Origin of the sequence: Streptomyces sp. NPDC092045 (assembly GCF_044756005.1) — a bacterium.
Classification (GTDB): domain Bacteria; phylum Actinomycetota; class Actinomycetes; order Streptomycetales; family Streptomycetaceae; genus Streptomyces.
The window spans coordinates 47,462-64,616 of record NZ_JBIVSC010000014.1; the positions used below are offsets into that span (position 1 = coordinate 47,462).

14 protein-coding genes are annotated in these 17,155 nt (G+C 74.5%); 7 read left to right on the plus strand and 7 right to left on the minus strand.

The window, feature by feature from the left end; translation table 11 throughout:
- Positions 1 to 134: 134 nt before the first annotated feature.
- The 3 genes from ACIQKA_RS25520 to ACIQKA_RS25530 form a co-directional block, all read right to left on the minus strand.
- Positions 135 to 710 carry a hypothetical protein gene (locus ACIQKA_RS25520; protein WP_383156799.1) on the minus strand — a complete coding sequence of 192 codons (576 nt, stop codon included), beginning with the start codon at positions 708 to 710 and terminating at the stop codon, positions 135 to 137.
- Positions 711 to 798: 88 nt separating this feature from the next.
- A complete protein-coding gene (locus tag ACIQKA_RS25525) occupies positions 799 to 1,086 on the minus strand; it encodes a YiaA/YiaB family inner membrane protein (RefSeq protein WP_351973625.1) in 288 nt (95 codons plus the stop codon).
- A 147-nt stretch (positions 1,087 to 1,233) separates the two neighbouring features.
- Entirely contained in the window at positions 1,234 to 2,385 is a 1,152-nt protein-coding gene (locus ACIQKA_RS25530; RefSeq protein WP_383437540.1) for an acyl-CoA dehydrogenase family protein, read from the minus strand.
- A gap of 79 nt (positions 2,386 to 2,464) precedes the next feature.
- Here ACIQKA_RS25530 and ACIQKA_RS25535 point away from each other — a divergent pair, with 79 nt between their 5' ends.
- Together ACIQKA_RS25535 and ACIQKA_RS25540 are read left to right on the plus strand one after the other, a co-directional pair.
- Positions 2,465 to 3,184 (plus strand): TetR/AcrR family transcriptional regulator, encoded by a 720-nt coding sequence (locus tag ACIQKA_RS25535; protein WP_383156804.1) that lies wholly within the window; start codon positions 2,465 to 2,467, stop codon positions 3,182 to 3,184.
- Between the two features lie 18 nt (positions 3,185 to 3,202).
- Positions 3,203 to 3,898, plus strand: coding sequence for an ArsR/SmtB family transcription factor (locus ACIQKA_RS25540; protein ID WP_383156806.1), 696 nt, complete (start codon positions 3,203 to 3,205; stop codon positions 3,896 to 3,898).
- 116 nt (positions 3,899 to 4,014) lie between these two features.
- Here ACIQKA_RS25540 and ACIQKA_RS25545 read toward each other — a convergent pair whose 3' ends face one another.
- Positions 4,015 to 4,926 carry a hypothetical protein gene (locus ACIQKA_RS25545; protein ID WP_383156808.1) on the minus strand — a complete coding sequence of 304 codons (912 nt, stop codon included), beginning with the start codon at positions 4,924 to 4,926 and terminating at the stop codon, positions 4,015 to 4,017.
- 116 nt (positions 4,927 to 5,042) lie between these two features.
- Positions 5,043 to 6,248 (minus strand): S1 family peptidase, encoded by a 1,206-nt coding sequence (locus tag ACIQKA_RS25550; RefSeq protein ID WP_390112206.1) that lies wholly within the window; start codon positions 6,246 to 6,248, stop codon positions 5,043 to 5,045.
- 524 nt (positions 6,249 to 6,772) lie between these two features.
- On the opposite strand from ACIQKA_RS25550, the gene ACIQKA_RS25555 reads away from it, so the two are divergent.
- A complete protein-coding gene (locus tag ACIQKA_RS25555) occupies positions 6,773 to 7,090 on the plus strand; it encodes a hypothetical protein (protein ID WP_383445038.1) in 318 nt (105 codons plus the stop codon).
- A 33-nt stretch (positions 7,091 to 7,123) separates the two neighbouring features.
- Here the strand turns inward: ACIQKA_RS25555 and ACIQKA_RS25560 are convergent, their stop codons facing one another.
- Positions 7,124 to 10,003 carry a LuxR C-terminal-related transcriptional regulator gene (locus ACIQKA_RS25560; protein ID WP_402542486.1) on the minus strand — a complete coding sequence of 960 codons (2,880 nt, stop codon included), beginning with the start codon at positions 10,001 to 10,003 and terminating at the stop codon, positions 7,124 to 7,126.
- Between the two features lie 962 nt (positions 10,004 to 10,965).
- Between ACIQKA_RS25560 and ACIQKA_RS25565 the strand changes: the two genes are divergently transcribed.
- From ACIQKA_RS25565 to ACIQKA_RS25580, 4 genes are all read left to right on the plus strand, one after another.
- On the plus strand, positions 10,966 to 12,432 hold the full coding sequence (locus ACIQKA_RS25565; protein WP_402542488.1) for a S8 family peptidase: 1,467 nt from the start codon (positions 10,966 to 10,968) through the stop codon (positions 12,430 to 12,432).
- Between the two features lie 129 nt (positions 12,433 to 12,561).
- A complete protein-coding gene (locus tag ACIQKA_RS25570; RefSeq protein WP_402542490.1) occupies positions 12,562 to 14,127 on the plus strand; it encodes an ABC transporter substrate-binding protein in 1,566 nt (521 codons plus the stop codon).
- Positions 14,128 to 14,224: 97 nt separating this feature from the next.
- Entirely contained in the window at positions 14,225 to 15,139 is a 915-nt protein-coding gene (locus ACIQKA_RS25575) for a DMT family transporter (protein WP_402542491.1), read from the plus strand.
- A gap of 219 nt (positions 15,140 to 15,358) precedes the next feature.
- A complete protein-coding gene (locus ACIQKA_RS25580; RefSeq protein WP_383437564.1) occupies positions 15,359 to 16,264 on the plus strand; it encodes a TetR family transcriptional regulator in 906 nt (301 codons plus the stop codon).
- A 131-nt stretch (positions 16,265 to 16,395) separates the two neighbouring features.
- On the opposite strand, the gene ACIQKA_RS25585 is transcribed toward ACIQKA_RS25580, so the two are convergent.
- Positions 16,396 to 17,064: a TetR/AcrR family transcriptional regulator gene (locus ACIQKA_RS25585; RefSeq protein ID WP_402542492.1), complete on the minus strand. Its 669-nt coding sequence runs from the start codon at positions 17,062 to 17,064 to the stop codon at positions 16,396 to 16,398.
- Between the last annotated feature and the right edge of the window lie 91 nt (positions 17,065 to 17,155).

A 17,155-nucleotide genomic window follows, 5' to 3' on the forward strand; every position in this document is an offset into this window, starting at 1 on the left:
GACCGGGCCGCACACCCAACACTCGGCCAGGGCCCCGGTCAGCAGGCCCCACATAACATCGGGGGTGTCCACCCGGTTGGGTCCGGGCCGGTGGATCGAGGCCGGGGTCCCGGCCTCGATCCACCGGGCAGACCCTAGAGCCGCGGTTCCGGCCGTCCGTCCGGTTCCGCCGCCGCGATCGGCTCGGGGGCCTCGGAGGTGACGCCGAGGTCGTGGCGCATCGCGGCCCTCATGGCCTGGAGCAGGTTCCAGACCTCCGCCTGGTCCCGGGCGGCGGTGGCCATCGTCTCGCCGGGCCCGGGCGCTCCCCGTTCGAGGCGCTTGACCTGGCCGTAGACCGCGCTGAGGGCCCGGTTGACCGGGCCCGTCCGGGCGAGCACGGCGTCGGGGGCGATCATCTGCGCCTCGGAGTGCCGGTCGCGGTGGTCCGCCTTCGCCTGTTCGAGGGCCTCCGTGTCGGACTCCTCGACGGCCCGTTCCCGCATGACGTGCAGGTGCTTGTTGAGCGCCGTGGTGAACTGGCGCGCCGCCCGGTTGAACTCCACGTAGCAGGTGCGCCGGAGGAGCAGGTTCTCGCGCGACTCCTCCTGGTCCCGGAGCAGGACCATCTCCCGCCGTCTCGCCCGCTCGGAGGCCCGCTGGGTGAGGAACGTCCCCCCCAGCGTGCCGGCCACGCCGGCCACCGCGATGATCACCGAACCCAGATCCACACCGTCCCCCTCGAAGCCCTCGTCGGCCCCATCACCGCGCACGGCCGGGTCGGCTGTCAAGCCCTTCCGGCCGTGCGGCAGAGCCCGTTCAGAGCTTCTGGAAGGGGTCGTGCTCGGCGAGGAGCTTCTCCAGGCGGGCCTGGTCGACGCGGCTGACGATCTGGCCGGCCTCCTGCCGGTCGCGGACCACCTTGGCGAGGGTGAAGGCCGAGGTCGTGAGGTAGAGGACCGAGACCGCGAGGAAGGCGCGGACCCAGGCGCTGGCGTCGAGCTGGTAGACGCCGATGGACACGGCCGCGATCGCGATCCCGAAGGAGATGACGGCCTGCATGTAGTAGGCGGCGGTGTTCTGCTGCTTGACCGGTGTGTCGCTCATGCCGGACAGCATCGGACGGATGTGGTCCCCGCCACATCCGTCCGCGTACTCATTCCCCCCTCATGCGCCGTACTCAGGGGCTCCGGGGACTCGGAGGCTCGGGGACTCGGAGGCTCGGGGGCTCCGGGGACTCGGGGGCCCGGGGGCTCAGAAGGCCGAGACGCCCGTCAGCGCCCGGCCGATGATCAGCTTCTGGATCTGGCTGGTGCCCTCGTAGAGGGTCATCACGCGCGCGTCGCGGACCAGCTTGCCGACCGGGTACTCGTCGATGTAGCCGTAGCCGCCGAAGACCTGGAGGGCGTTGTTGGCGGCGCGGACGGCGGCCTCGGAGGCGTACAGCTTCGCCTGGGAGGCGGCGGTGGCGAAGTCCCGGCCGCGGTCGATCAGGTCGGCGACCCGCCAGGTGAGCAGCCGGGCGGCCTCCACGTCGACGGAGATGTCGCTGATCAGCTCCTGCACCAGCTGGTACGAGGCGATCGGCTTTCCGAACTGCTCGCGCTCCCCGGCGTACCGCAGGGCCGCGTCGAGGGCCGCCCGGGCGATGCCGACGCATCCGGCGGCCACCGACATGCGCCCCTTGGCGAGGGCGGACATGGCGACGGCGAAGCCCTTGCCCTCCGGGCCGAGCATGGCGGCGGCCGGGACGCGGACGTCCTCCAGGACCAGTTCGGCGGTGGCCTGGCCGCGCAGCCCGAGCTTGCCGTGGACGGGGCGGCGGGTGAGGCCGGGGCTGTCGGCGGGGACGAGGAAGGCGGAGACGCCCTTGTGCCCGGGGGCGTCGTTCGTCCGGGCGAAGAGCAGCACCACGTCGGCCCAGGTGCCGTTGGTGATGAACATCTTGGTGCCGCTGACGACGTAGTCGTCGCCGTCCCGGACGGCCCGGGTGGCCAGGTTCCCGGCGTCGGAGCCGGTGCCCGGTTCGGTGAGGCCGAAGCAGCCGAGGGCCTCGCCGGACGCGAGCCGGGGCAGCCACGCCCGCTTCTGCTCCTCGCTCCCCCAGGAGGCGATCGTCTTGGCGACCAGGCCGAGCGAGACGGAGACGATGCCGCGCACGGAGGAGTCGCCGCGGCCCAGCTCCTCGGTCACCAGGCAGTACGCGAGGTGGTCGCCGCCCGAACCGCCGTACTCCTCCGGGATCGTGAGGCCGAGGAAGCCGACGGCGCCGAGCTTCTTCACGATCCCCCGGTCCACCTCCTCCGCGCGGTCCCACGCGGTGGCGTGCGGGCTCACCTCACGTGCGACGAAGTCCTCGGCGAGCCGCCGTACGGCCTCCTGCTCCTCGCTCAGCGCCAGATCCACCGTGCCACCTCACCCGTCCGACCGCGGTCACTTTAATTACCACTGCTAGTTTTACAAGCGCAGGCCTACTATGTGCGCCATGGCCCGACCGCGCAAGCCCCTGCTCAGCCGAGACCGCATCGTCGAGACGGCGGGCGCGCTGGTCGACGCGGAGGGACTCGCCGCGCTCTCCACCCGCCGGCTCGCGGCCGAGCTCGGGGTGAGCGGGCCCTCGCTCTACAACCACTTCCGCACCAAGGACGAGATCCTCGACGCCGTCGCGGACGCGGTGAGCGCGAAGATCGACCTGTCGATGTTCGCGGAGGACGACCCCCGCGACTGGCGGACGGCGCTGCACGACTGGGCGGTCTCCTACCGCGCCGCCCTCGCCGACCACCCGCACATCGTCCCGGTCCTCGCCCGGGGGCCCGGCCGCCGGCCGGCCGGTCTGCGGGTCGCCGACGCCGTCTTCGGCGCGATGGTCCGCGCGGGCTGGCCCCCGGCCCAGGCCACGCACATCGGCGCCCTGATGCGGTACTTCGTCACCGGCTCGGCCCTCGGCTCCTTCGCCGGCGGCTTCGTCGACGACGAGACGGCGTACGACCCCGCCGAGTACCCCCACCTCGGGCAGGCCCACCTCCTCGCGGAGCACCGCCGGCAGGTCGACGAGGGCGCCTTCGAGACGGGGCTGCGGGCGCTCCTCGACGGCCTGGCGGCGCAGTACGCCTCACGGACGGAGCGGGCGGACCGGACGGATCTGGCGGGTCGGGCCGGGCGTCGGGGCGGTGTGCGCGACGGTTCGGCCGGCGCCGAAGGGTGAGTGCGGCAGTCTGGGGACATGACGGCCAGTGACCTCGCCGCGCTCGCGGCGCTCTTCGCGGACGAGAGCCGCGCCGCGTTCCTGCTCGCCCTGCTCGACGGACGGGCCTGGACCGCCGGGGAGCTCGCCCGGCACGCCGGGGTGGCTCCGTCCACCGCGAGCGAGCACCTCGGGAAGCTGGTCGGGGGCGGGCTGCTCACGGAGGAACGGCAGGGCAGACACCGGTACGTGCGGCTCGCCGACCCCGGGATCGCGCACCTCGTCGAGGACCTGGCCGCCCGGTCCGGCCCCCCGGTGCCCGCGCGGCCCCGCTCGCTGCGGGAGGCGAGCGCCGGGGAGGCGATGGCCCGCGGCCGGACCTGCTACGACCACCTCGCCGGACGGCTCGGCATCGCGATCGCCGAGGCGCTGACCGCGCGGGGCCTCCTCCGGCAGGACACCGGGTTCGCGCTCACGGACCGGGGCCTGGCGTGGTTCGGCGAGCAGGGCATCGCCCTGGTGCGGAAGGGGCGGCGGCCCGTCGCGCGCGGCTGCCTCGACTGGACCGAGCGCCGGCCGCACCTCGCGGGGGTCGCGGGCGCCGCGCTCTGCCGCCACGCGCTCGACGCCGGATGGTGCGTGCGGATCGGGTCCGAGCGGGCCGTGAGGGTGACCCCGGCGGGCGAGGAGGCGCTGCGGACGCACCTGGGCATCGCGCCGGAGGCGCTGCGGTGACGGTCCCGGCCACGGGGCGGGGGCCCGTCGGGCCTCAGTCCGACCACGGCCGACGGAGCGGAGGCCCGTCGGGCCTCAGTCCGACCACGGCCGACGGAGCGGAGGCCCGTCGGGCCTCAGTCCGCCCACTGCCACTCGACGCCGTACGCGCCCGGCGGGCACTTCATGGGCAGCAGGTGCGCCGTGTGGGAGGCGTCCAGGGGCGCGAGCTGCCGGTTCCGGGGCTCGGCGCCGAGCCGCACGCGGTAGTAGTGCCGGCACGTCGACGGCACCGCCGAGGGGTGGAAGCGGACCTGGAGCAGATAGGTCCGCAGGGGCGTGGTGACGCGGCGTTCGTAGTGGTGGGAGACGCCCGCGGTGGCGGTGGAGCGGAGCGTGTACTCGACGACGGCGGTCTCGTTCCTGGCCAGTCGGCGGCCGAGCGGGATCTCGGCGACCACGCAGTTCGGCTCCGGCCGCGACCGGACGGTCGGGGGCGGCCCGTGGGGGACGGTGAGGTCGACCGCGGCGGCCTCCGCCGAGTCCAGGGTGTGCATGACCGTCAGGTGCCGCGCGTCGTCGCGGACGGCCCGGACCGCGACGGTGACGCGGATCTCGTCGATGAGCCGGCGCTCGTTCACGCGCACCGCCTCGTGGACGACCAGGCGCCGCAGACCGGCGTTGAAGTGCGGAAAGGTGTCGCCGAGGACCTTTTCGAGGTCGGAGTTCTCGCCGTAGACGCCGCGGACGGCGGCCGGGTCGTGCTGCGGGACCCAGCCGCGCGGCCGGCGCCTGAGCAGTGAGCGCAGGGCGCCGCGCGGAAGGCCGAGGAAGGGCTCCAGGGCGTCGACGGCGCGCAGGGACTGGGGCCGCTCCGGCAGGCTGCGGCCGCTCTGCCAGTAGCTGAGGGTGGCGAGGCTGAGGGTGATCCCGCAGGACTCCAGGTGGTCGCGCACGCGGTCCAGCGGCAGGCCCCGCCGCCGCAGGGCCTCTCGGAGCACGGACGCGAACATCGCGTCCGTGCCGTCGTCGTGGGGGGTGTTCGGCATGGCGTCTTCCAGCGGGCGGGGACGGCGGACGGGACGCGGGGTTCCGTCCGCACGCGACCGGGGGCCGCTCGCCTGATTCCGCGAGCGGCCCCCGGCCGGTCCTGTCACGGACGTGTTCAGTTGGTGTTGAGCGTCAGCCCGTAGTAGCGCAGGGCGTCGTCGAGCGGCTGGAAGTGCGAGGTGCCGCGGGAGTTGACCCCGCCGGTGCACTTCTGGCCTATCGGGCCGCCGGAGGTCATGCCCTGGGCCTGGTTCCCGGAGATGTACGCGCCGCCGCTGTCGCCGCCCTCGGTGCAGACGCTGGAGGTGGCCAGACCGGTGACGACCGTGTCGGGGCCGCCGTTCAGGTCCTTGTAGGTGACGGTGTTGTTGTAGGAGCCGATCGTGCCGCAGGTCCAGCCGGTGGTGGCGCCGGACTTGCAGATCGCGGCGCCGGACGAGGCGCGGCTGCTGCCCTTGACGGCGACCGTGCTGGTGCTGCCCTGGCCCCAGGTGCCGACGCTGGTGACGATCGAGTGACCGGAGTTGACGGTCAGGACGCCCATGTCGACGCTGCGGGTGCCGAGCGCGTAACGGGTCTTGTAGCCCTGGGCGAAGGCGGTCCCGTCGTAGCGCAGGGTGTTGGTGACGCAGTGCCCGGCGGTCACCAGGTACTGCTTGCCGGAGCTGTCGCGGGCGCCGTAGCCGACGGAACAGTAGTTGCTGGTGTTGTTGAACGTCATCTTGCTGCCGGGGTAGATCGCGGCCTGGGCCGCGAACTCCTGCTGGCCCCGGACGATCTCGACGGCGGAGCCGTGCTTCGCGGCCGCGGCGAGGAACGCCCTGGCGGCGGCGCCCCGCTCGTTGTTGACCTTGACGGTCACCTTGTCGGAGGCCAGGTCCACGGACCATCCGACGACTCCGGAGGGGACCTTCTTCGCGGCGAGGGCGTCGAGTTCGGCCTTGATCCCGTCGAGCTCGGCCTGACCGCGGGCGGGCACCCGGGCGGCGAGGCCGGCCTTCTCGATCCTGGCCTCCTCCGCCGTGTCGCCGGCGTTGACGGTCAGCGTGCCGGAGGCGTCGAAGAAGGAGCCGTCGCCGGATATCCCGCTCTTCACCAGCTGGGCGAGCCTGGCCTGCTGGGCGTCCTGCCGGTCCAGGCGGTCGGCCGCGGCCTTCTCGCTCACGCCGAGCGAGGCGGCCAGCGCCTCGACCATCTCGGGCTGGTAGCGGGGGGCGGGCTCCGTGCCCTGTGCCTGCGCCGCGGTCTGGATCCCCAGGGCCGTCGAGGCCGAGAGCGCGATGCCGAGCGCGGCCAGGCGGTACTTACGAGAGTGACGCACGTTGATTCCTTCCGGATGACAGCCAGGAACCCGATGGGGGGTGTATCGCCGGAATGCGCCAAAAACGCACCGGAGAAGGGCGGTTCCTGCCTGACGGGGAGTGGGAAACTCGCCGTGGCCCGAACTATTGCGTAGCGATCGAATGAACTTCAAGGCACGTGCGCCGGGCAGTTTTTAACAGAATTCGAGGCTCCCCTGTTGACCGGGGAGCGTCTCTGTCGACCGGAGAGCGTTCCTGTCGGCCGGGGAGCATCTTGGCCGACCGGGGAGCATCTTCGTCGAAATCCGATCGGCATATGCCGGGACGCGGCCGCCCCGTAGGGCGAACGGGATACGTACGGGTCGGGGCGCACGCGATACGTACGGGATACGTATAGGTGTTTTTCCGTTTCCGGATATTCAGGGCACGGCCCGGTTCATAGGTTGATGGGGTCCGGCCGGCGGTCGAGCGGACGGGAAGTCGAACGGACCCGAAGGGGCGCGGCCCGCCGCACGGGAAAGCGCGGAACCGAGGAGACGGCACCATGACCAAGGTCTACTTCCAGGTCAATGTCCCCATAAAGAACTCCGTACGGCCCGAGCAGTGCGGGCTGCACGTCTTCACCGGGCCGGCCGACACCTGGTCGGACGCCCTGCGCATCGCGCGCGAGACCTGCGACACGGCCGCCGCCGCGCAGAAGGCGGGCTTCCCGCTGCCCCGCCGGCGCCCGGACGGCTGGGGAGCGCGCGGGCTGCGCCCCGGCTGGGTGTTCGACTGGACGGCCGCGACCGTGGACGCCTGGGCCCACGACGGAACGTTCCGGGACCGCGGCCCTCTGCTGCCTCGGCGGGACGCCCCCTGAGACCTCGCCCCGCCTCGCTTCGCGGGACGGGCCTCAGTGCGCCCGTCCCAGCCGGTGGGCGAGGTCGCGGCGGGAGAGCGCGCCGGTCTTGCGCATGGCACGGGCGATGTGCTGCTCCACCGTCCGGGGGGAGAGGTGGAGGGTGGCGGCGATCTCCCGGTTGGTCAGGCCGGAGACGGCGAGCTGGGCCACCTCCGTCTCCCGGGGGGACAGCTCGTCGGCGTGCGAGGGGCGCCCGGGCGGCCGGCCCTTCTTCGCCGGCAGGCGGGTGCGCAGCAGGGCCCTGGCCCGCGCCGCGTCCCAGACGGCCCCCAGCTCGGTGAAGCTCCGGGCGCAGTCCTCCAGTTCGGCGACCGCCGACAGGGCGGCGGGCCGGTCGGGGGCCGGTGGCGCGACGGCGCCCTCGGTCCCCGGGGCGGGAACGGACCCCGTCCCGGCGCCGGACCCCACGACCGGCCCGGCGACTGGTCCGGCGTCCGACCTGGCGTCCGGCCCGGCGACCGGTCCGGCGTGCGACCTGACGTCCGGTCCGGCGTGCGACCTGGCGTCCGCCTCGCTGTCCGCCGCGAGCACGCAGCGCGCGGCGCCCTCCGCGGTCAGCGCGCGGGGGTAGGGGCGGGGCAGCTCCGCGTAGGCCGCCGAGGCCTCCCGGTAGAGCTCCGCGGCCCGCAGCAGCCCCTCCCGGCCCTCCGCCTCCGCCTCCGCCTCGGCGAGTACGGCCCTGCTCCAGATCAGCGCGGCCCCGGCTGCGGGCGCGTCGCCCCGGCCGAGGCCCCGGGAGAACTCCCGGACCACGGTGTGCGCCGCGGCCCCGTCGCCCGCGCGCGCCAGCGCCTCCACGGCCCACGGCGCGAGTTCCGCGGCCCACGGCCACACGCCCTTCGCGGCCACCACCGCCCAGGCGGCGCGCGCCTGTTCGGCCGCGGCCTCCACCTCCTGGCGGGCCAGGGCGAGGCGGATCATGGCGCCGGCCGCCGTCGCGCCCAGCGGCACGGGCAGCTTCTCCGTGCCGAACGTCCCCCGCTGGGACAGCCAGGACATCGCCTCCCCCCAGTCGCCCTGGGCGACCGCGAGCAGGCCGCGCACGACGTAGGCGTCGGAGGCGATGAACGGCATGTCGGCGGTCGAGGCGACGAACTCCTCGCACTTCTCGGCCAGCCCCGGCCACCGGCCGGTCCACCACTCCTGGAGCAACCGCGTTCCCAGCGCGCTCTGTTCGGTGTAGGGCGCGCCGTTCCGTACGGACAGGTCGCGTCCCTCCGCCAGCAGGTCCTCCGCCCTCGTGTGGAAGCCGAGCCAGACCGCGGAGTCCGCGGCGTTGCACAGGCCGCGCGCCGCCTGCCGGGCGCAGGCGGGGTCGGCGCCCTCCACGGGCAGTTCCCTCACCAGGTCCCACGCCTCCGGATCGGCGCAGCTCATGGCGAGCCCGATCCGGTTGGCCAGGACCGCGGTGCGCATGGCGTCGTCCCCGCTGGCGTCCGCGGCGGCCACGGCCTCGGCCAGCCAGCCCCGGTGGACGTCGAGGGAGTGGCCCGGCCAGTAGGGGGTGAGGAGCGCCGCCATGGCCCGCGCGGCCAGGCCGGGCCGGACCTCGCGCAGTTCGGCGGCGGCGGTCTCCAGGACCCGCCAGCCCTCGGGGAAGCGGCCCATCTGGTTGCAGAGCATCAGCCCCAGGTCGAGCCGCAGCTCTCCGCGGACGGCCGGGGGCAGGGAGGCGTCCCGCACGATCTGCGCGAGGACCTCCACGGTCTGGTCCGAGCGCAGTCCGGTCACCGCGCTGCGGGCGAGGAGCGGTGCGAGGCGGGCCCGGCTGCGCGGGGGCAGGCCGGGGGCGGCCAGCGTCCGCTCCAGGAGCGCGATGGCCTGCCCGTGCCGGCCGGACTCCGCCGCCGACTCGGCCGCCCTCTCCACCGCCCCGAGCCATCTGCGGATGTCGCCGGCCGCCCTGTGGTGCTCGGCCACGGCGTCCCAGGGCACGGGCTGTCTGCGGGCGAGCACACGGGCCGCCCGCCCGTGCAGGTCCTGGCGGACGGGGCCGGGCACACAGGCCCGCACGGCCGGCGCGGCCAGCGGGACGGCGAAGCCGTAGCGGCCTTCGGCGGGCTCGGCCAGGGCCGCGGCCTCCAGGGCCCGCAGCAGGGCGCCGCCGCCCGTCGCGGCGCCGAGCCCGGAGACGGCGATCAGCTCGTCGCGGCCGACGGGCACGTCGAGGACGGCGGCCGCCCAGACCACCGGCCGGTGCGCCGGGGCCAGCGCGTGCGTGCGGCTCAGCACCAGCTCCGCGAGCCGGGCCGGCACCCCGGCCGCCTCCACCTCCGCGGCCGTGCCGGCGAAGGCCGGATGCCGTTCCCCCAGCGCGGCGAGGAGGTCGACGACCACCCGGGGCACCCCGCCGGTCAGTTCGCGCAGCCTGCGCACCGCCTCGGGCGCGCAGTTCCCGCCCAGCGCCTCCTCGGCGGCCCGGCGGACGCGTTCCCCGTCCCAGGGCTCCGGCCGGTGCCGGAGCACCGTGAGCCGGGGCGGGTACGCCACCGGCGGGGCGCCCAGCGGCAGCCCGGGCACGGGGAGTTCCTCGGGGCGGTAGGCCACGGCCGCCGCCGAGCCCGGCCCCAGGCCCTCCAGGACCCGGCGCAGCCGCCGCAGCTCGTCCTCGTCCGCCCGGTGCGCGTCGTCCACCAGCCACAGCGTCGGCACCCGCCGGTGCGCGTCCTCGTCCGGCGGCCCGCCGTCGGCCCCGCACCGCCACCGCACCCGGACCGTCTCCGCCGTCCCGGGCAGGTCGGCCAGTTCCTGGAGCAGATGGCTCTTCCCGGTGCCGGCGGCGCCCTCGACGAACAGCAGCACCGGTTCGGCGCGCCCGTCGGCCAGGACCCGGGCCAGGGGCCGCAGAGCGGAACCACGCGCCTCGTTCACGCCGCCATCCTCGCTCTCCTTCTTCCGGGCGGACCGGGGCCGCTCCGGCGGCCCGGGGTTCTTCCGGGCGACCCGAACCCCCTCCGGACGCCCGGAGCTCTCGGGGACGACCCGGCGTCCTTGCGGCGGACCAGAGTCCCTCCGGGCGGACCGGATTCCTTCCGCACGATCCGGTCCGGGGCGGGAATTCCGCGCGACGCATTCCGCTCCCGTTCCCGGATCGCCGTTCCGCGCGGGTCGATTCCGGAACCGTATCAAGGAGGCAACGGCAGCACACGGGCACGGGAGCGGGATTCTCACGCCGTTCCCCGCACGAAACGGAAAAAGCCGCGCGACGCGAAATCGTCGGCGGCGGGCGGCCGGATTCGCGAGGGGTCGCTCGCGTTCGGCACGGTATTCCACGGGAACGGGTGCCCGGGCGCGCGGAAGAGCCTTCGGCGACGGGCGCGCCGCGGAGCACGCCCGGCCGACTGCGGAAAAGCAGGGCGCGACGCCATCCGGCCGGGACTGCCCGAGGGCGGCGCGCACAGCTCGTTCCGCACGCCCGTGCACAATACCGGCCGACCGAGGCTGGGCCGGTCCCGCGCGGATTTCGCGCGGGACCGCGAGTCCGGTCGGCCGGCACCCGAACCTAGGGTTCCGCGCACGCTCCCGAACATCCGGAGAGCCGGTTCCACGGATACGCAATCAATCCTCCGGTGCCGTCCGGGGCGTCGCGCACCGCTCCCCCGGCCGCCGCGACCGGCGCCGAGATAAATAGGTGTCCGTATGTGCGGCACCCGGATGGTCTTCCGGTCGCTCCCGTCCATAGGTTTCCGCCCACCGGTCGATCACCCGCCCTCCACGGCGGCCGACCGCACCACGACGGGCCACGGGCGTACCGGCCCCCGCCCCTCGTGCACACCCCCACCTGCCGACCCCCCACAGCAGAACGGGCGGCATCCGGAAAGTAAGGAACCACAGTGCACGGTTTCACCCCCCTCCGCATATCCCTCGCGATCGCGACCGCCGCCGCGGTGATGGGCACCGGCGTCGCCTTCGCCGGCGGTTCTCCCGACACGGCCCCTCCGGCGCGCGCCGGCGGGGCGGCCGCCCCCGTGGCCACCGACGTCACCGGCGCCACCGAGCTCGTCCAGGGCTTCATCGTCGGGTACAAGTCCCAGGCGGCCGAGGCGAAGTCGAACGCGGCGGCCGAGAAGGACGCCGCGGCCAAGGCGGACAAGGCCGGCGAGCCGGTCTCCTTCGAGCGCCGCCTGGGCACGGGCGCCGCCCTGGTCGAACTGCCCGAGGCCGACGAGGTCCGGGACGCGCAGAAGGTCGCGGCGGCCTTCCTGGCCGACCCCGACGTCGCCTACGTCGTCCCCGACCGCCGGGTGTACGCCACCGCGGTCGACCCCGCCGAGTACGAGGCCCAGTGGGACCTGTACGAGACCACGGCCGGCATGAACGTTCCTCCGGCCTGGAAGCAGGCCACCGGCAAGGGCGTCACCGTCGCGGTCATCGACACCGGCATCACCGGGCACGGCGAGCTGGGTTCCAAGCTGCTGCCGGGCTACGACTTCGTCTCCGACACCTGGACGGCCAACGACGGCGGCGGCCGCGACAACGACCCCTCCGACCCCGGCGACTGGCTGAAGAAGGGCGAGTGCGGCAAGGACAAGAACGGCAACCCCGTTCCGTCCGGCGACAGGAACAGCTCCTGGCACGGCACCCACGTCGCCGGCACGATCGCGGCCGCGGCCGACGGGTCCGGCACGGTCGGCGTGGCCCACGAGGCCAGCATCCTGCCCGTCCGCGTCCTGGGCAGGTGCGGCGGGTCGACCTCCGACATCATCGACGCCATCACCTGGGCCTCGGGCGGAACCGTCACCAACGTCCCCGCCAACAAGAACCCCGCCGCGGTCATCAACATGAGCCTGGGCGGCAGGTTCACCTGCGACCAGGCCTACAACGCCGCCCTCAAGGCCGCCAGGGACCGGGGCACCACCGTCGTCGTGTCCGCCGGCAACGACAACACGGACGCCGCCGCCTACAGCCCGGCCGGCTGCGCCGACGTCATCACCGTCGCCGCCTCCGACCGCGAGGGCAACCGCGCCGCCTACTCCAACTACGGCAAGGTCGTCGACGTCACCGCCCCCGGCGGCGAGACCTCCCCGCGGACCGAGGACGGCATCCGGTCCACGCTCAACACGGGCACCAAGTCCCCGGGCGACGAGACCTACGCCTACTACCAGGGCACCAGCATGGCCGCCCCGCACGTCGCGGGCCTGGCCGCCCTGCTGAAGCAGAAGAGCCCCTCCCTCACCCCCGCCCGGATCGAGCAGGTGATCAAGAGCAACACCGTCGCGCTGCCCGGCGCCTGCTCCGGCGGCTGCGGCGCCGGCCTCTCCGACGCCGACAAGACCCTGGGCGCCGTCACCGGCGGCTGATCCGGGCCCGCACCGACCGGCCCCTCCCCCGATGTCCGAGCAGCCCCGGCGACTTCCCCCGCCGGGGCTGCTCGGCATCGCGCCGGCCGCCCGCCGGCGACTCCCCCCACGCAGAAGGAAGACGATCGCATGAAACGCAGAAGCCTCGGCATCACGGCGGGAGCCTGCGTGTTACTGGCGGCCTGCGGGTACCGCCTGCTGCCGTTCACGGCCCCGCCCGGAGACCCCGTCGTCATCGGAACGGCGAACAGCCTCACCCACCTCGACCCCGCCGGGGGCTACGACAGCGGGTCCTGGGCGCTGTACAGCAACATCTACCAGGCACTGCTCACCTTCGACCCCGGGGCGACCGTCCCCCGGCCCGACGCGGCCGAATCGTGCGGGTTCACCGAGTCCCTGACCACCTACCGGTGCAGGGTGCGCGGGGACCTCGTGTTCTCCAACGGGCATCCGGTCACCGCCGAAGCCGTGAAGCACTCGTTCGACCGCATCCTGAGCATCCGCGATCCGCTCGGGCCCTCGCCGCTGTTCGCGAACCTCGTCTCGGTGGAGGCGAGCGGCCCCTTCGTGACCTTCCGCCTCGCGACGCCGGACGCCACCTGGCCCTCCAAGATCGCCACGCCGGCGGGGTCCATCGTCGATCCGGCCGAGTTCCCCCGGAGCGGGCTCCGGACGCGGCGGACCTTCCCGGGTTCGGGCCCGTACGTCGTCTCCTCCCACCAGGAGGGCGCCCGGATCGCCCTGACGCCGAACCCCTCGTACCGGGGTGCCGTTCCCGAGAAGGGCGAGCCGGTCGAGATCCGCTACTACAAGACCTCCCAGGAGGTCGAGAAGGCGTGGGACGCGAGGGAGATCGACATCGCCCACGCCGGGCTCACCTCCGCGACGCTGGCGACCCTGGAGGGCGGCGAGGACCCGGACGTGCGCCTCTCCGTCGGGGAGAGCACGGTGGGCCGCTACCTCGTCCTGAACACGCGCCCGCCGCACCGGCCGCTGGGGGACGTCGCGGTGCGCGGGGCCGTCGCCGCGCTCGTCGACCGGGGGCGCCTGGCGAAGACGGTGTTCAAGGACACCGTGACGCCGCTCTACTCGCTCGTCCCGCGCGGCGTCACGGGGCACGGCACCGACTTCTACGACGTGTACCCCGAATCGGACCCGGAGTGGGCGGCGCGGCGGCTGCGCGACGCCGGCGTTCCCACTCCGGTGCGGATCACCCTGGGCCACCAGGTGGGCAGTGCCGCGGTCGAGGCGCGCGCCCTGAAGGCGCAGCTGGAGCGGAAGGGACTGTTCCGGGTGAAGCTGGTCGAGGAGGCCGACTGGGTCGCGTACCAGGAGCGGTACAAGAACGGCGAGTTCGACGCCTACATCCTCCAGTGGAGTCCCGACTTCCCCGATCCCGACACGTTCGTCCAGCCGCTGGTGGGGAGCGGCAACACCCTCCACAACGGCTACGCGTCGGCCGCGATCGACGGTTCCATCGCGGTGACGCAGCGGTTCGTCGACCGCGCCAGGAGCGTCGAGCGGTTCCGGGCGATCCAGCGGGTGGTGGCGCGGGACGTCCCGCTGGTGCCCCTCTGGCAGAAGAAGAACTACGTGGCGGCCCGGCCGGCGGTCGCCGGGGGCCACTACCTCGTCGCGGACAACAGCGGGGTGTGGCGCCTGTGGGAGCTGCGGCGGGAGCGGTCGACGGGGTAGCCGCGCTCCCGCCCCGGTCCGGGCCCCACCCCGGACCGGGGCGGGGCCCGGAAATATTGCGGTGGGCCCCGAACGATCCTCCGCCTACCGTCGGGGCATGCAGAAGTCGTCCTCCCGGCTCGCGCTCGCCGCGGCCGGTGTCACCGTCGTCCTGTGGGCCTCCGCCTTCGTCTCCATCCGCAGCGCGGGTGCCGCCTACTCCCCCGGCGCGCTCGCGCTCGGACGGCTGCTCTCCGGGGCCCTGGTCCTCGGCGCCGTCCTCCTGGTCCGGCGGGAGGGGTTGCCGCCCCGGGCCGCGTGGCCCGGCATCGCGGTGTCGGGGCTGCTCTGGTTCGGGGTGTACATGGTGGTGCTCAACTGGGGCGAGCAGGAGGTCGACGCGGGCACGGCCGCGATGGTGGTGAACGTCGGACCGGTCCTGATCGCCCTGCTCGGCGCGCGCTTCCTCGGGGAGTCCCTGCCGCCCCGGCTCCTCGCGGGCATGGCGGTGTCGTTCGCGGGCGCGGTGACCGTCGGCCTCTCGATGTCCCGGGACTCCTCCGGCGGCCACGCCTCGGTGCTGGGGGTCCTCCTCTGCCTGCTCGCGGCGGTGGCGTACGCGGGCGGGGTCGTCGCCCAGAAGCCGGCGCTCGCGCACGGCAGCGCGCTCCAGGTGACGACCTTCGGGTGCCTGGTGGGGGCGGTGGCGTGCCTGCCGTTCGCCGGGCAGCTGGCCGCGGAGGCGGGGCGGGCGCCGCTGCCGGCGACCCTGAACATGGTCTACCTCGGGGTGTTCCCGACCGCCCTCGCGTTCACGACCTGGGCCTACGCCCTCGCCCGTACGACCGCCGGGCGGATGGGCGCGACGACGTACGCCGTGCCCGCCCTCGTGGTCCTGCTCGCGTGGGCGTTCCTGGGCGAGCTGCCCGGTCCGCTCACCCTCGCCGGGGGCGTGCTGTGCCTCGCGGGCGTGGCCGTCTCCCGCTCCCGGCCGCGGGGCTCCGAGGCCACCGGAACGGCCGAATCCACCTGACAGGCCACACCTCCGCTTCCGGTCACTTCACGGGCGCCCGGCGCCGGTCGCGCGCCCGCGACCTGGGAGGGAGAACGGCGTCAAGTCCCAATTCCGGCCGCGCGGACGACGAGACACGTTTCGCCACTCTCCGGCCGGATAGTTTCGAGTCGGCCACGGGCACGGGCCGGAACTCAACACTCCGACACCTTCCGAACAACCAACCCGACGGGGGAGCCGATGGCGATTCAACAGCGGGCGGAACGGACCAGACAGGAGATCCTGTCGGCGGCGGCACGGGTCTTCGACAGACTGGGGTACGAACGGGCCTCCTTGGCGAGGATCGCCGGGGAGGCCCGGGTGACGACGGGAGCGCTGGTCTTCCACTTCGCGACGAAGGCGGACCTGGCGGTCGCGGTGCGCGCCCGCGCCCGGGCGGTCACCGGCATCACCGTCGAGTCGGCCTGTTTATCGACCGAGGGGGTGGGTGGCACGGCGGTCGACAAGCTGGTGATCACCACCCACGCCCTCATCCGGCTCTTCGAGACCGACCACGTGGCCCGGGCGGGCGAGCGGCTGGCCCGCGAGCTCCAGCCGGCCGACCCGGCCCTCTCGCGCGACTGCCCCTGGCGGCGCGAGGTGGGCCGTCTGGCGCGGTACGCGGTGGCGGAGCAGGCCCTGCGGCCCGGCGTGGACGCGACGGCCGTCGCGACGCTGATCGGCTACGTGGTCACCGGGGTCGAGCTGGAGATGCGCCGCCCCTGCCCTCCGGCCGACGCGCTCCGGCTCCTGGCCGACGGCGGGCCGCAGGGCCCGTGCGTCCCCGAGACCGGCGCCCTGCACGGCTCCGCCGAGGAACGGCTGCGCCGCATCTGGGAGTTGGTCCTGCCCGGCCTCGTCCACCCGGCCGCCCCACCGCCGTACGGCTCCGTCGACGCGCGGAGACCCGGCCCGACCTCGACCCCGGCACCCCACGCGCCGGGGCAGACGTCGTACGGTCCCGCTCCGGCCCCCGCCTCCCCCTCCCAGGCCCCCCGCCCCCAGGCTCCGCGCACCGCCGCGCCGGACCCGCGCGCCCAGGGCCGGGCGCCCCGCCCCGCGCCGGGCTCCACGCCGCCGCCCCGCTCCGCCCCGCGGCGCACGTAGGCCCGCCCCGCGCCGGGCCGGGGGCGTCGACGAGCCGGGCCCCCGCCGGCGCCCGGCTTGCGGCGCCTCCTCGCGACACCCTTCGTGAGCCCCCTCGCAGAACCCCTCGTGAAAACCCTCCCGGAGCTCCCTCAGCGCCCGTCCCCCGACCGCAGCAGCTGGCGGGCGAAATCCGTCAGCGAGCGGCCGACGCGCTCGACCGACAGGCCGAGTTCGTGGCGCTGGAACTGGAAGAGCTCCGGCGACAGCGGGCTGAGGGCGATGTCGATCAGCGGGTCCGGGTCCCGGACCCCGTGGGCGACGAGGAGCGTCCGGACGTGGACGCGCCAGAAGCCGTACGCGCCGGTCCGGAAGCGCGCCGAACCCGTCTCCGCCCCCAGGGCCAGCGGCAGGTGCCGTTCGAGGAGGTCGAGCATCGCCAGGTAGAACGCCGCGAGCCGCTCCCCCGCCGGCGCGCCGGGTCCGAGCGGCGGGGGGCCGTAGATGAGCTGCCCCTGGAGCCGGCGTTCGTGCTCGTCGAGCAGCGCCACGGCGACCGAGGACGGATCGGGGAAGCTCCGGTACAGCGTGGCGCGGCCCACCCCGGCGGCCTTGGCGATCCGGTCCATGGTGACCGACCGGGGGTCATGTTCCGCGAAGAGCCGTTCGGCCGCGGCCAGGATCTGGGTGCGGTTCCGCTCGGCGTCCGCGCGTCTGCGCGGGGCGACCGGCCGCTCGTCAGCGGCCTGGAGGTCGCCGAGGAGCCCGTCGACCCGGTGCACGGAGTCGGCTCCTCCGCCCCGCTGCTCGTCGTCGCTCATGGCCCGACCCTACTTCCCTCAAGTTCTCCCCAAGATAAGTGGACACCTTGTCCACTTGCCGTGTCGAGTGGCATGCTAAACGGACTCAGTG

Coding starts and splice junctions, on each gene's coding strand:
- ACIQKA_RS25525 (WP_351973625.1), bottom strand. CDS start 1,086: ATGAGCGACACACCGGTCAAGCAGCAGAACACCGCCGCCTACTACATG.
- ACIQKA_RS25535 (WP_383156804.1), top strand. CDS start 2,465: ATGGCCCGACCGCGCAAGCCCCTGCTCAGCCGAGACCGCATCGTCGAG.
- ACIQKA_RS25540 (WP_383156806.1), top strand. CDS start 3,203: ATGACGGCCAGTGACCTCGCCGCGCTCGCGGCGCTCTTCGCGGACGAG.
- ACIQKA_RS25545 (WP_383156808.1), bottom strand. CDS start 4,926: ATGCCGAACACCCCCCACGACGACGGCACGGACGCGATGTTCGCGTCC.
- ACIQKA_RS25555 (WP_383445038.1), top strand. CDS start 6,773: ATGACCAAGGTCTACTTCCAGGTCAATGTCCCCATAAAGAACTCCGTA.
- ACIQKA_RS25570 (WP_402542490.1), top strand. CDS start 12,562: ATGAAACGCAGAAGCCTCGGCATCACGGCGGGAGCCTGCGTGTTACTG.
- ACIQKA_RS25575 (WP_402542491.1), top strand. CDS start 14,225: ATGCAGAAGTCGTCCTCCCGGCTCGCGCTCGCCGCGGCCGGTGTCACC.
- ACIQKA_RS25580 (WP_383437564.1), top strand. CDS start 15,359: ATGGCGATTCAACAGCGGGCGGAACGGACCAGACAGGAGATCCTGTCG.
- ACIQKA_RS25585 (WP_402542492.1), bottom strand. CDS start 17,064: ATGAGCGACGACGAGCAGCGGGGCGGAGGAGCCGACTCCGTGCACCGG.